The 13,817-nt window shown below is 59.3% G+C and carries 11 protein-coding genes and 1 pseudogene; 9 read left to right on the top strand and 3 right to left on the bottom strand.

Annotation, left to right across the window (positions count from 1 at the left end):
• The 5 genes from JWR14_RS06590 to JWR14_RS06570 form a co-directional block, all read left to right on the top strand.
• Positions 1-492, top strand: a 492-nt coding sequence (locus JWR14_RS06590; RefSeq protein WP_299703368.1) for a phytanoyl-CoA dioxygenase family protein, incomplete at its 5' end; no start/stop codon positions are given.
• A 638-nt stretch (positions 493-1,130) separates the two neighbouring features.
• Positions 1,131-3,119, top strand: a complete 1,989-nt coding sequence (locus tag JWR14_RS06585) for a gamma-glutamyltransferase family protein (protein ID WP_299703366.1) — start codon at positions 1,131-1,133, stop codon at positions 3,117-3,119.
• Between the two features lie 701 nt (positions 3,120-3,820).
• Positions 3,821-4,288, top strand: coding sequence for a FecR domain-containing protein (locus JWR14_RS06580; protein ID WP_299703364.1), 468 nt, complete (start codon positions 3,821-3,823; stop codon positions 4,286-4,288).
• Positions 4,285-4,902: an OmpA family protein gene (locus tag JWR14_RS06575; protein ID WP_299703362.1), complete on the top strand. Its 618-nt coding sequence runs from the start codon at positions 4,285-4,287 to the stop codon at positions 4,900-4,902. Before JWR14_RS06580 ends, JWR14_RS06575 begins: the two co-directional genes overlap by 4 nt.
• 37 nt (positions 4,903-4,939) lie before the next feature.
• Positions 4,940-6,424, top strand: a complete 1,485-nt coding sequence (locus JWR14_RS06570; protein WP_299703359.1) for a CHASE2 domain-containing protein — start codon at positions 4,940-4,942, stop codon at positions 6,422-6,424.
• 204 nt (positions 6,425-6,628) lie between these two features.
• Here JWR14_RS06570 and JWR14_RS06565 read toward each other — a convergent pair whose 3' ends face one another.
• Together JWR14_RS06565 and JWR14_RS06560 are read right to left on the bottom strand one after the other, a co-directional pair.
• A complete protein-coding gene (locus tag JWR14_RS06565; RefSeq protein WP_299703356.1) occupies positions 6,629-8,083 on the bottom strand; it encodes a DEAD/DEAH box helicase in 1,455 nt (484 codons plus the stop codon).
• 157 nt (positions 8,084-8,240) lie between these two features.
• Positions 8,241-8,984 (bottom strand): DUF4239 domain-containing protein, encoded by a 744-nt coding sequence (locus JWR14_RS06560; RefSeq protein WP_299703353.1) that lies wholly within the window; start codon positions 8,982-8,984, stop codon positions 8,241-8,243.
• A 482-nt stretch (positions 8,985-9,466) separates the two neighbouring features.
• Between JWR14_RS06560 and JWR14_RS06555 the strand changes: the two genes are divergently transcribed.
• The 4 genes and pseudogenes from JWR14_RS06555 to JWR14_RS06540 all read left to right on the top strand — a co-directional run bounded on the left by JWR14_RS06555 (position 9,467) and on the right by JWR14_RS06540 (position 13,067).
• Positions 9,467-10,420 (top strand): AraC family transcriptional regulator, encoded by a 954-nt coding sequence (locus JWR14_RS06555; RefSeq protein WP_299703350.1) that lies wholly within the window; start codon positions 9,467-9,469, stop codon positions 10,418-10,420.
• A gap of 94 nt (positions 10,421-10,514) precedes the next feature.
• Positions 10,515-10,988, top strand: a pseudogene (locus JWR14_RS06550) (methylated-DNA--[protein]-cysteine S-methyltransferase); the annotation flags it as partial.
• A gap of 282 nt (positions 10,989-11,270) precedes the next feature.
• Complete coding sequence (locus JWR14_RS06545) at positions 11,271-11,813, top strand: peroxidase-related enzyme (protein ID WP_299703347.1); 543 nt, start codon at positions 11,271-11,273, stop codon at positions 11,811-11,813.
• Positions 11,814-12,509: 696 nt separating this feature from the next.
• On the top strand, positions 12,510-13,067 hold the full coding sequence (locus tag JWR14_RS06540; RefSeq protein ID WP_299703344.1) for a hypothetical protein: 558 nt from the start codon (positions 12,510-12,512) through the stop codon (positions 13,065-13,067).
• A gap of 283 nt (positions 13,068-13,350) precedes the next feature.
• Here the strand turns inward: JWR14_RS06540 and JWR14_RS06535 are convergent.
• On the bottom strand, positions 13,351-13,817 hold a 467-nt coding region (locus JWR14_RS06535), incomplete at its 5' end, for an ATP-binding cassette domain-containing protein (RefSeq protein WP_299703342.1).

Below are 13,817 nucleotides of genomic sequence, written 5' to 3'. Positions count from 1 at the left end.
GGTACCCGGCAGCGCACGCCGTGGCATCAGGACCAGCCTTACTACAACATCACCGGCCGCGACAACGTCAGCATGTGGATTCCGGTTGATCCCGTTTCGCAAGAGTCACGGCTGGAGTTTGTTGCGGCCTCGCATCTCGGGCCGTGGCTGATGCCGCGTACGTTCGTGGACAATCAGGCGAAGTGGTTTCCCGAAGGCAGTCTCACGGACCTGCCGGATATTGAGGCCGACCGGGGTGCGTATCCGATCATCGGTTGGGCGCTCGAACCGGGGGATATGGTCTGCTTCAACATGCTGACGCTACACGCGTCGGGTGGCGTCAGCGGGCAGACACGGCGGCGTGCGTTCTCGGTTCGTTTTATTGGCGACGATGTTCGGCATGCGCCGCGCCGTTGGCATACTTCGCCCGAATTTCCGGGTCTCGCAAAGACGCTGGCTGAAGGAGCGCCGATGGAACATCCGCTTTTTCCGGTTGTTTGGAATGGGGCTTAGCGGGTGATATCGCGATCACGCAGTGAGTGATGGTGGATCGCGATAGGAGCGGGGAACGGCAATGAAAGTTCGTCGGAGTTTCCCCAGACGCTGGAGTCAATAAATACGTCGATTTCGAACGCGTCTTTGCGCTAGCTTGCTATCGAGAGCGCCGTCGTTTTGTCAGTGCCGCTTTTAGGCGACGCTCGGTCCGGCGCATGACCGCGTCGCGAATCCCCGCGCGAGTTCTTCGATTTCATCGAGCAACCGCTTTGCCGATAGGTGCACTTAGCACCTATTTCCCCGAGATTTCGCCTCCACAACCCACCGCAGAACCTTGGCCACGCCTCGTGCAAGGATCAGGCAAGGCGTGCTCATCGCATTGGCCGTTGGCTTCCGTCACGCCTCGCCAACATCTGCGCTCATCGTCGAATTCCGCCCGTTGCTCATTTGTTTTTCATCCGTTTCTCATTCCGTTCCAAGCCTCGACAATTCTTTCAGAATATCTTCAATCATTATTTTTATAGAGATATTTAGTAATATTTCAGATAGCATTTTGTCGGCTTAATTTGGACTAAACATTCCCCCAGATTAAAGCATCCCCGGCCGCTGTTCCCGGTCATAAAAATTCGACAATAAAAGGACTTGTAGAAAGCACGATGAAAAGCAACCCCTACTTCACACTTGCAGCGGCAATATCCGCCTCCACGCTTCTGCTAGCGTCCTGCGGCGGTGATTCAGACAAGCAGCAGTCTGCCTCCCCAACCCCCACGCAGGACTCGAGTTGTCTCGCGGTGAACAGCAGCGGGTCGAGCGTCATCATTGGCTCGAATCTGCCGGGCGACCCCTCGCTCCCTGAAGCTGCTTCGGGCTATCGCACAGGTCTGAAGCCCGTGTACGCGAAGACCTATATGGTCACAACTTCGAATGCGTATGCGAGCGCCGCGGGTTGCGCCGTGCTCAAGCAAGGCGGGACCGCGGCCGACGCAGCGGTTGCTGTGCAAGCGGTGCTGGGCCTGACCGTTCCCGAAGCAACAGGGCTTGGGTCAGGAGGCGTGTTGATGTATTACGACGCATCGAAAAAGACGGTGCAGGCGTACGACGGCCGCGAGTCGGCACCGAGCGCGGCGACAGAAAACTATCTTCGTTATGTCGACGATACAAACGACCGTTCCGCACCGCAGCCAAGCGCGCGTGCGAGCGGTCGCTCAATCGGCACCATAGGTGTACCGCGTCTCATTGAGGCGCTGCAGCGGGATCACGGCAAGCTTGCGTGGAAGGACCTGTTTGGCGACGCGATCTCGCTCTCGACCAATGGTTTTCCAATCGGTGGACGGCTTGCTGGCGCAATTGCATCGAACGCAAGCAGCCTGAAACGCGACCCCGAAGCCGCTGCTTACTTTCTTAACGCGGACGGCTCGCCCAAGGCATTGGGCACGCTGCTGAAAAATCCGGCTTACGCCAATACGCTGAAGGCGATGGCAAGCAGCGGCGCCAACGCGCTGTATTCCGGCCAGATCGCACAGGACATCGTGGCGAAGATTGCGACGACCACCGGCGCGGACGGCTCGGTAATCACCCCGGGCAAAACGACGCTCGCCGATCTCGCGAACTATCAGGCGAAACAGCGCGATCCCATTTGCACGACGTATCGGAGCTACTGGATTTGTGGCATGCCGCCGCCGTCGTCCGGCGGAATTGCAGTGGCGTCCGCACTGGGCATTCTTGAGAATTTTAATCTTCAACAGCAAAAACCAACGGCAATCGATCTCGAAGGCGGCAAGCCTACGGTTCAGGGTGTTCATCTGATTACCGAAGCCGAACGGATGGCGTATGCGGACCGCGACAAGTATGTGGCCGATACCGATTTCATTGCGCCGCCGAATGGCACCTGGAACACGTTGCTCAACAAGCCGTATTTGCAGAGCAGGGCGGCCCTGATCAACGTCAACAAGAGCATGGGTACGGCTGCTGCCGGCAACTTCGGCGCGGTTCCGCTTGGTGTGGATAAAACGCTGATCGAGCACGGCACGAACCAGTTCACCATTGTGGACGGCAGCGGCAACGTGGTGACGGCCACCACCACGGTTGAGTCGAGCATGGGTTCGTTCCACATGACGAACGGCTTCCTGCTGAACAACCAGCTCACGGATTTCTCCGCGAATCCGACCGATACCACCGGCGCTCCGGTTGCGAATCGCGTGCAGCCTGGCAAGAGGCCGCGCAGTTCGATGGCGCCTACATTAGTCTTTAAGATCGCTGCCGATGGGTCGAAAGGCGACTTCGTGATGGCAACAGGTTCACCCGGCGGCGGCACGATCCCGCAGTACGTCGTCAAGACGATCGTTGGTGTGCTTGACTGGGGACTGGACGCGCAGCAATCCGCGAATCTGGTCGATTTCGGCGCGAGCAATAGCCCGGTCACGACCCTCGGCGGCGAGCATCCGAACATCAACAGTTCGAATGGTGGCGCGAACGATCCCTTGCTGACGGGACTTGTTGCTTTGGGTCACACCGTTTCCACGGCAGCTCAGGCGAGTGGTGTCAATACGATCCTTCGAACGGGGCTTAATCAGTCGAACGTCCTGCAGGGTGGCACGGATCCGCGCCGAGAGGGAGTAGTGTTGGGTGATACTTTCGCCCCTTAAGGAGCGAGCCGGAGTAGTGGGGCTGGTGATAACAACCGGTCCCGCTCGGCCATTTTGGCGGATAGAGCGATCTCGGCGTCCCGCCAGTCACTGATCCCGCGCTTGACCGAAGCTTGTCGGTGGTTGGTCGGCCTCGAACCGTCTGATTTCAGCGAACGTTTTTTTCGGGCGAAGAAGATTTCCGCAGCAGAACGAACAGTTCGGCGAAATCGCGAACTGCGCGGGGAGATACTAGTTCGCCCGTGATGAACGCGACGGGAAGCACCCCCGCCCTGGCGAAATGCTGCCCGATCTGTTCGGCAACCTCGATACCGGTTGGTCCGACGCGCAGCCGTCCCGCGTTGGGCCACTAGCGCAGGAAACGCGACTGCACCAGCCGGAACGTTCGGGTCATCGATCGTCCCAACGATTGCATACCGAATCGTTTCATTTCCAGCCGCAAACCGGCTGCCAAAAAAGTGTCTCGTGGCGATATGCGCGGAAGCGCACAGAGAGATTTGGGCGGGGGGTCATACTCTGTTCGCTACCGCACAAACGTCTTCACCTGAGTTACACGAACAGGTTTTCTGCAAACCCTTCATAAGTCCCAGTTCCGCTAGCAATCGGGGAATGACCCCTCGCAACGCCAGATTGACATGGGGAAGCTACGCTGCCGCGCGCAAAGCAGCGTTGACACACGCTTACGCAATCAGGTGCCACCGATGCGTCTCCAAGCCATCAGCTATGCCTTGATTCTTGCCTGCGGGTGCGTGGCAGCCGGCGATGCACTTGCCGCCGATGCCGCCGGCGTCGTCAAGACCGTCAAGGGCACGGTACGGGTCGAGCGGGCGGGAGCAAGTTCGGGCGCGGCCATTGGCAGTGAGGTGTACGGCAGCGATCGCATAGTGACCGGTCCGGAATCCTCAGTGGGCATCACGCTGCGTGACGATACCCAACTTTCCGCCGGCGCCAATTCCATCCTCGAGCTCAACAAATTTGCGTTCAATACCACGACCTATGACGGGGTGCTCGATGCGTCGATCAAACGCGGTTCCCTGGCAGTGATCTCCGGAAAGCTGGCGAAGGCGAATCCGGATGCCGTCCGTTTCAGCACGCCGACAACCACGCTGGGCGTGCGCGGTACCGCGTTTATTATCGAAGTCGGCGGTAACGGGGAGAGTGCCCGGTGAAGGCCGCAATCCGACGTCACGGGCGAGCATTTGCAGCGGTATTCGTCACGCTGGTTTTCCTGTCCGCGTGCAGCACGCCCCCGGACAAGATTATTTTATTGCCGGATCCGGAGGGGAAGGTCGGAGCCGTCATTGTCCACAGCGCCACCGGACAGCAAACCATCAACAAGGCTTACGCCGGGGTCGATGTCACTCAGGGCGGCGCTATCGAAAAAACGATGGACAGCCAATCCAGTGTGGAGACGCGATATAGCCAACTACTCGCGGCCCGGCCTCCGCGTCCCAGGACATTTACGATTTTCTTTCTCTTCGACTCGGCCACCGACCTGGCTCCGGAATCGCTCGCCACGGTTAAAGAGTTAAAAGCGGTGCTGGCGACCTGGCCTGCGCCACAGCTCGTGGTAGTCGGTCACACTGATCTGGCCGGCTCCCAGGATTTCGATGACAACCTGTCCAAGCGGCGAGCGCAGACAGTTGCAGCGTTCCTGATCAAGCAAGGCATTTCCGCCCAACAGATAGAGACCGCCGCACGAGGCAAGCGCGAGCCACTGGTCCGCACCGCAGATGGTGTTCCCAATCGCATGAACCGGCGCGTGGTCATCACCATCCAATGATCCGCGCAGTCATCGACGGTGAACGGCCTTTCCCTTGATGAAACGCTACTACGACCTATGGCATGCCCGGATCAAGAGTCTGGTTAAGGCGGCCCAGGGACGTCCGGTGGCGCTGATGGTGTTGTTCGGCCTGAGCCTGGTCAACCTGTCCAGCGAATGGCCTAGCGACATTGCGCGTCCGGCTTTCGTCGCCGAGCTTGACGATGCGCTTCCTGATTCCTTCAAAACGGCTCGACAACTTCTGTTCGATCAGTATCAACGTCGCTTCCCGCGAGTTCCGACCGCGCAGCCCGTAACCATTGTCGAGATTGATGACGCGACACTGGCAGCCATCGGGCAATGGCCCTGGCCGCGGAATCGACTCGCGAGCCTGATCGATGCCATTGCGGCACTGAAACCGCTGGCTATCGGTCTCGACATTTACATGCCGGAGCCGGATCAGACCTCCCCCGACAAGGTGGCCGGCAATCTGCCGGAAACGGCTGCGGCTCTCGCTGCCGGCTTGCGGGCGCTTCCCAGTCATGAAGCCATTCTTGCCAGTTCGTTGCGCGCAGCGCCGACCATACTGGGTGCTGCGGCTCTCGATCATCCGACCTTCGCTGCGAGTACTGATATGCGAAGCGCTCCGATCCTCGTGCATGGCACCGATCCGCTTGGGCGCGTGCAACGGTTCGACTATGTGCTCGCCAGCCTGCCGGAATTGCAGGCGGCGGCCCACGGGCAGGCGATGCTGAGCGTGGCGCTCGAACAAGGCGTGGTCCGGCATATTCCCCTCATCATGGGATTGGGCGAGAAACTGGTCCCCGGTCTGCCGATGGAGATGTTCCGCGTCGCCACGGGATCATCGGCGATAGCTGTCTTTGCCGACACATCGGGCGTGCAGTCGGTGGGTATCGCGGATGTGCAGGTGCCTACGCAGCCCGGCGGCGATATCTGGTTGCATTTCGCGTCTATTCGATCGTCGCTGAGCCGCTATGTATCGGCACGCGAAATCCTGCAGGGAACAGTCGATCCGGAACGGTTCCGGAATAAGTTGGTGTTGGTCGGACTGACGGGTACCGGGGTGACTGATATGCGCACGACCGCGTTGGGGGAGCTGGTGCCGGGGATTGAGATTCAGGCGCAGGTTATTGAAACTATTTTTGAGGGACGGTTTCTGCGGCGTCCGACTTGGCTGAAGTGGGCGGAAAGTGGGTTTATTATTATGTTTGGATTACTGATCATTTGGTATGTGCCTCGGACGCAATCGAGGTTTGCGGTGTTCTTAAGAGCTGTGCCTAAGGGTTCTACGATTTTGGGGGTGTTGCTGCATTTGCTGAATCTTTTATGTTGCTTCTTTATCTTCATTCGCTTCGGATTGCTGGTCGATGCAGCATCGATTTTTATTATTTTGTCGGCGGTGATGGGGTGTTTTTTTGCGCCTGCGTTGCTGCATGTTGGGGAAAGGGGGAGAACGGAGACGGGGCGGGCGAAGGGGGGTGAAGAGGATGGCGATCGCACCGGCAAGGCGTCAGGGCCTTGAGGCAGGGGTCGCGCGAATGGCCGCTCCGATCGGACGCTCGCTACGCACGATTTCAACGTCCCTTCTGCCCCGAAGTTGTTAGCAATCCTGGATTCAGTGCGCCGTTACGCGCCGACCTGATGCACATCGAAGCCGCGCCGCTGCCTGGCAGCGGGCCGCAAACCGCCAGCCAGTTCCAAGGCTGGCGTAACTCATTCCCTCGCATCAGGGTTGGCGTTTGCCGCTGCCACCAGCGGGTTTGCCAGCCGGCTTACGTGAACTAGCAACTGGCTTGCTGGCGGGTTTGCTGCGTGGCTTTTGCACGCTGAATGGGTTGCCGCTGGAGAAGCTTGTGCCTTTACCTTCGGCCACAGCGCGCTGAACCGCAGGTTTGCGATCATTTTCGCCACTTTGCGGGCGCAGTTTTTTGCTGAGCACCTGCGTGGCGCCCGGCGCAGCGGGTGGCATTTCCAGCATTTTCGGCTTCTTGGGCTTTTTGGGTTTCTTGATGATCTGGCCCGTCGCGCTAGTTTGCGGCACGCGGTGTTCGGCTTCGAAACCCGCCTCTTCTTCACGGGGCAGCGTTTGCCGGATCAGCGCTTCAATCGCGGCCAGTTGCGGCGCTTCATCGGCACACACAAGGGACACTGCCACGCCGCTGGCGCCCGCGCGACCGGTACGGCCAATACGGTGCACATAGTCTTGCGCCACGATCGGCAGATCAACGTTGATCACGAGCGGCAGGTCGTCGATATCCAGCCCGCGCGCAGCTACATCGGTGGCTACCAGCATATGTACTTCGCCCGTCTTGAAGCGCTCCAGCGCGCGCAGGCGCGCGGGTTGCGGTTTGTCGCCGTGGATGGTGTCGACCGAATAGCCCGCTTCATCCAGCATGGCCGCCAGGTAATCCACGCCATTGCGGGTTTTGACGAACACCAGCGCGTGCTCCCAGCTGTTCTGAGCCACAAGGTGCATGAAGAGGTCAGGCTTGTTCTTTTTATCCACCGGCACCACCCACTGCTTGATCTTGCTGGCGGTGGCATTGGGCGAGCCGACGCTGATATTGACCGGGTCGCGGAGAATGGCCGCCGCCATGGCGCGGATATCATCGGTAAACGTGGCAGAGAACAGCAGGGTCTGGCGCCGAGCGGGCAAGGCAGCAAAGACGGCGTTGAGTTCGCGCGAAAAGCCGAGATCCAGCATGCGGTCGGCTTCATCCAGCACGAGCGTTTGTACCTGATCGAACTGCACTGCGTTCTGGCGATTGAGATCCAGCAAACGTCCCGGCGTGGCAACGAGCACATCCACGCCTTTGCGCAACGTCATCATCTGCGGGTTGATACTCACACCGCCGTAGGCGGCCAGCATTCGTAAGTCGAGGCCTTTGCCGTAATCGATAAAGCTTTGCAGCACTTGTTCGGCCAGTTCACGCGTGGGCACCAGCACCAGAACACGCGCGCGGTTGCTGGACACCGCCGGGCCGTGTTCCACCAGCCGTTGCAACAGCGGCAACGCAAAACCCGCCGTTTTGCCAGTGCCGGTCTGTGCCGCAGCCATGACGTCCTTGCCACTGAGAACAGCAGGGATCGCCTTGGCCTGCACCGGCGTGGGTGTCTGGTAATTGAGATCCTCCACATTACGCAGCAAGGGATCGATCAGGCCAAGCGAGGCAAAAGACATTGCCGTATTCCGGGTTAAAGCGCAATTCTAGCGGTTACCGCCTGATTGCGCCGCGCGGATCAATGGTCAAAAAGATCGACGGACGACGCCGCTTCGACTCCTGAGCTATTTGAGGCTGCGTGTGGCCGTCTCGGACAAGCTGATGAGCGGGCAACGGTCAGCGATTCTCAGGCATCACCTGCAACAGCGGCTCCGGTGTCAGCGCGACTTCTCCTGTAAAGGGCCGATCGTGGGAGAGGATGAGCAAAAAGGTGGTGGCGAGTGCCGCCGAAAACAGACCGATTGCCACGGCAGATGTCAGCCGGTTGTCGCAATGAACGAACGCGATGGCGAACAGCAGGCACACCGCCAGAAACGCCAGGCATAACCATTTGACACCGTTCACTTCGCTGCGACTGATCAGGATACGCTCGCGACGCACTTCGAGTGCATGCTCCAGGGACGCCGCGACCTCGCGCTGCGCCGTCTGCTGTCCGGGCGTAACGACTGGCAGGGATAGCGTGAACTTCAGTGCGTTGTTCAGCGTGGGAGGACTAACGTTAAGTGTGACGGCTCCCTTCGCCACGAGCGGCCATTCAGTCGTCGCGGTGTACTGGATGTAGTCTCGGACCATCCTTCGCAGTTCGGTCTGGGCTTCGACTGGCAAAACGGCAGACATGACAACAACCGATCGCAGCGCACTCGCTTCAGTGGCGACCGCGACATTGGCGCGCGCTGTATCGCTCCAGACCTGCGAGGCCGTGAAGGCGATAAATAAGCCGAATATGATACCGAGTGGAGAAAGCAGGCCGGGCGAAATTGCCTTGAATGATCGCCCATATCGACCGGCAGCAAGCCATCCGGTGACGAAATGGATGATCGCGCCCACGAGAAATATCGCACCGAAAGTGACAAGTGCCATCAACCATAACGGCAGCTCATGTACCCATGTACTCATCATTGTGGTTGCGCAGTGCGCAGTCCGAACGGGATATTCCTGGTGGGTCGGGGAGTCCAAACCCCTCAACCAGACCACGAAGCTCCATCGGTAGTCTGTGCGCTCGACCACGTTGCGCCGTGATGGCCGAACAACCTATAACCTACCCGGTGGGCGGGGTGGACCAACCCATTAGTGGTGTTGCGACACAACCACTTGAGGAGCGGAGGCCACGCGTGAACTGGCGGCGGCCCATTGGACAGCCGAAAAGAAGGAGGGCTACGCCACAAGTCACATATTCGCAGTCCACCGCAAACGAAAGATCAAGGAGAGGGCCCCACTGGCCGCCCAGTTCATCGACTCATGCCCTACATCCCCTCCGACTTGTGAGCCACCCCCAAATAAAAGATCATAATCAGACGCGCCGCATCCGCCGCTCCCTTCCCATCCAAGAGGATCGCAAGATCTTGGCAACGCCTCCAACTCCCCGCATCTCCCAGAAGGATCTCAACCAGCTAATGACGCTGCTGGAGATCCAGGTGATCTCCCTGTCCGAATGCCTCGTCAGCCCGGGGTTCGTCCTCGATCTGGACGGCAACACAGCGCCGGGCATTCACTACATTCTGTCGGGACAAGGCAAGCTCCACATTCGAGGATCCGATCCAGTCGATCTCGCGCCCCACACCCTGCTGATCATCCCGCCAAACCACCCGATGAAACTGGAAGTGCCCACCCAGGAAGCTGACATCGTCCCAACGACCATCGTCGGGAGCGAACACAAGAAGGTAGTCGATTCCATCAACCGTTTTCGTGCAGGCGACCAGGAGCCGATGACAGTAATGATCTGCGGCTATTTCAAGGCGACATACGGCGCGTCGATCAATCTCTTCCAGACGCTTAGCACGCCGATCGTCGAACACTTCGACGTCTCCGACCGGCTCGACGTGTACCTCAGAACCGCGTTCGATGAACTCGTGGCACAGGAAGTCGGCGCAGGCGCCATGTCGGGTGCGTTGCTCAAGCAGGTGATCGTCGCGCTGGTACGGCGCTCCCTCAGATCCAACGCGCTGTGGATGGAACGCTTTGCCCTGCTCGGCGATCCGCAGATCGGCAAGGCCTTTGCCGACATGGTCGCGCGGCCGGCCGCGCCGCACACGGTGGCTAGCCTGGCGGAGTGCGCGTACCTGAGCCGGTCGGCCTTCATGGCCCGCTTCTCGGACGCCCTCGGTCAGTCGCCGATGCAAGTGCTGCGCGACATCCGCATGCGGCAGGCCGCGGACCAGTTGCGCGCGGGCGACTACACGCTCGATCAGGTCGCTCGCAACGCGGGTTACAGCGGCCGCGGCACCTTTGTTCGCGCGTTCCGCGACGTCTATGGCACGGGTCCGACCGAATATCGAGCGGAGTCGGCAAGCGCTTGAAACGGCGGACGATTCGCACTGTCTGCCGGACCCTCTGCAAAGCGTTCGCGCCTAGACTTCTTATATCGAAGCTGAACCTGAAAGGAGATGCGAAATGTCTTTCGAATTCAAGGTTATGGAATCGCCCGTGGGCAAGCTCAAGCTCGTTGCGCGGGACAATAAGCTCGTTGCCATTCTTTGGGAAAACGATCGCCCCAATCGCGTGAAGCTGGGTGACATGCGCGAGGTGGACGACAACCCGGTGCTCGTCGAAACCGCACGCCAGCTTGACGAATATTTCGCCGGCAAGCGGACGCGTTTTGATCTGGACATCGAGTTCGTCGGCACTGAGTTCCAGAAGAAGGTTTGGGCAGCATTACTCACAATCCCGTTCGGCGAAACGCGCAGCTATAGCGACATTGCCAACCAGATCGGCAACGGTCGCGCGGTCCGGGCGGTGGGCGCGGCAAACGGCCGGAACCCGCTCTCGATCATCGCGCCGTGCCATCGCGTGATCGGGGCATCGGGCGCGCTGACGGGATTCGCCGGCGGACTCAAGACCAAGGCGTTATTGCTCACGACGGAAGCCAACGCAAACGATCGCCACGCGGCATGATCGCAGCATAAAAGCGGCACCATTCGCGGCCTGTAGCACGTCGCCATCGGCGCCTTGTATTGACACTCCGGTGTCGATGCAAGGCGCCGATTTTCTTTGTTGGCCGCTATCTTCAAGCGATGCGCACAACCGGACTTTTGGCCGCGTTTGGCGGACCCTCTGCAAAGCTCGGGCACCTAGACTTCTCATCAATGCAGGAACGCAAACGCTTCAAGCAGATGCCCTTCAAACCGATTCAACTCTCAGGAGAGTTCCATGTCTCGCATCGACATTCCCACACCGGATCAGATTCCCGAAGGCTCGAAGCAGATCCTCGATACCATGACCCGGCAACTGCACCTCACGCCGAATCTGTTCAAGATCATGGCCCTTAGTCCGAACGCGTTGAACGGCTGGGCCGGGCTGCAGGGTGCTCTTGCCAAGACGCTCGATGCCAAGACGCGAGACGGCATTGCGCTCGCCGTGTCGCAAGTCAACGGCTGCCACTATTGCCTGTCCGCGCATACGTTTGTGGCAAGCACGATGGCAAAGATCCCGGCCGAGGAGATTCGCCTCAACCGGCTTGGCAGCTCCGCGAATCCCAAGACCGCGGCCGCAGTCGCCTTTGCCACGAAGCTGATGGAGACGCGCGGCAAGGTGAGCGAAGCGGATCTCGAAGCGGTGCGTGCCGCCGGTTTTAGCAATGCCAACATTGTCGAGATCGTTGCGCTGAGCGCCCAATTCATGCTCACGAATTTCATCAACAATGCCTTCGACACTGACATCGATTTCCCCGTCGTCGAAGCCGAAGTTGCATGACATAGACTGGTGGGGCATGCGCGCCTCCTTCAAGGAGACCACCATGCTCCGACCATTGCCGATAAACGCACCCATTTCCGCACCCTCCATGACACCGGCTGCTTCATCCTGCCGAATCCATGGGACGTCGGCAGCGCGCCATATTTGCAGGGCCTTGGCTTCCAGGCGCCGTCAATGCAATCTATGCGCGCTTCTTCGGGGCCAATCCACCCGCGCGCATCTTTGTGAACGGAACGGACTCGCGCGCTTCCGTAAAAATGTAGTCTCGATTTCAATTGTTTGCGCGCATTTTCGACAGTTCGGGTAGGTGTGTCGAATGTTCGTTCCGTCGTTGCAAATCATTTGGAAGCGTTTAGCCACTGATCGGTGACACGCTCTGCATCGGCTCTCGCAGCAAGGGAAGCGGGCGTTGATTTGTTGCATCTGACCGTTCCGGACAGTGAGCGAATGCAGTTCCATTCGTTGCACAGGCATCCGTCATTCTTCTAGCCGTTGCGACGGCGTCTACCGGCGATGATCGGAAAGACGCCCACTGACAGCTGGGTGGTGGCGTTGTCCGCAAGCAATGGTTGATCGGGCATGAGCATCGCAACGCCGAAGAAACGAGCAGCCCGTGGATTAAAGTAGAGTGTAGAAGCGTCGACAGAAAGGGCGTGACAGACAAGACAGGTTGCCTTAACCCCGATGGAGAGAATTATGGCGCGAGCACCGAAAATCATGGTCATTCGCCATGGCGAAAAACCGCAAGGAAGATCGCTGCCATACGGCGTGACGAATGACGGCGTGGAGAATACGGAATCGTTGCTGGTTGCCGGATGGACCCGCGCCGGTGCGCTGGCCGTTCTTTTTGCGCCGGCACGAGGGCCATTGCAAAGCCCCGGCCTCGCGGTGCCGCAATACGTGTTTGCATCGACAGACGAAGAAGGGCGCAAGAGCCAGCGTCCCATCGAGACGGTGAGCATCGTCGCTCAAAAGTTGAATCTCAAGACTGATTCAACGTACAAGGTTGGCGACGAAACTCAACTTGTCGCCGCGGCAGTGGAGTGTGATGGTGTGGTGCTCGTGAGCTGGGAGCACAAGCACATCCCGCTCATCGCCAATGCGATTCTCGGTAACACGACCGCCCCGCAACACTGGCCGGGAGACCGTTTCGATATGGTCTGGGTGTTTGATCTCGATGTTGCCAGTGGGCAGTACAGCTTCAGCCAGGTGCCACAACTACTGCTTGCAGGCGACTTGCCGAATCCGATCTGAGTTGACGCCTACACGGGAGTTCGATTGTGTATGAGGCTGCATTCGCCTCATTGCTATCACGAGATGATTATGCCGAAGTGTCTCAAATTCGGCCTTTGCGGTCGTTGAGGCGCCCTGGGTTCTACGTCAGCAATGCGCCGGCAGATTGCTGACGTAGACGGTATCGAGCAGCCAGACGGCAGCTTCCTGCAGCGGCGAACTCACACTCCCGACCCTAGCGGCCCTTCGACTCGATGCGAACGTTACGGCAGCTTCCAAACTGGAACTGCCAGGGGTGCTCAACTCAGGCGATGATCTTCTGCTCTCCGGCGGCCTGCTCGCGCACGCGACGGGCTTCGTCGCGCAGGAACTGCTGGTAATCGTCCAGATCGCCGTCGAAGGGCTCGACGCCACCCTTGGTGACGAGCCAGAACTCGTCACATACCGCGCGCAGCAGGGACCGGTCGTGACTGACCAGCAACACTGTGCCTTCGAATTCGTTGAGTGCCATGCCTAGCGCTTCGCGTGTGGCCAGGTCGAGGTGGTTGGTAGGCTCGTCGAGCAGCAGCAGGTTGGGACGCTGCCACACGATCATGCACAACACGAGCCGCGCCTTTTCGCCGCCGCTCATCGTGCCGACCTTCTGATGGACCATGTCACCACTGAAGTTGAAGGTGCCGAGGAAGGTGCGAAGCGATTGTTCGGTGCCACTCTGGCCGGGGGCACGCATGTTCGCCGGCGTGTTCTTGGCAAGGCGGATCATGTGTTCCA

This window comes from Caballeronia sp. (genome assembly GCF_028292365.1).
Classification (GTDB): Bacteria; Pseudomonadota; Gammaproteobacteria; order Burkholderiales; family Burkholderiaceae; genus Caballeronia.
Note: the sequence above shows the minus strand (reverse complement) of the source record. Positions and strands in the feature narration are given on the sequence as shown.

Coding starts and splice junctions, on each gene's coding strand:
- JWR14_RS06585 (WP_299703366.1), top strand. CDS start 1,131: ATGAAAAGCAACCCCTACTTCACACTTGCAGCGGCAATATCCGCCTCC.
- JWR14_RS06580 (WP_299703364.1), top strand. CDS start 3,821: ATGCGTCTCCAAGCCATCAGCTATGCCTTGATTCTTGCCTGCGGGTGC.
- JWR14_RS06570 (WP_299703359.1), top strand. CDS start 4,940: ATGAAACGCTACTACGACCTATGGCATGCCCGGATCAAGAGTCTGGTT.
- JWR14_RS06565 (WP_299703356.1), bottom strand. CDS start 8,083: ATGTCTTTTGCCTCGCTTGGCCTGATCGATCCCTTGCTGCGTAATGTG.
- JWR14_RS06560 (WP_299703353.1), bottom strand. CDS start 8,984: ATGGCACTTGTCACTTTCGGTGCGATATTTCTCGTGGGCGCGATCATC.
- JWR14_RS06545 (WP_299703347.1), top strand. CDS start 11,271: ATGTCTCGCATCGACATTCCCACACCGGATCAGATTCCCGAAGGCTCG.
- JWR14_RS06540 (WP_299703344.1), top strand. CDS start 12,510: ATGGCGCGAGCACCGAAAATCATGGTCATTCGCCATGGCGAAAAACCG.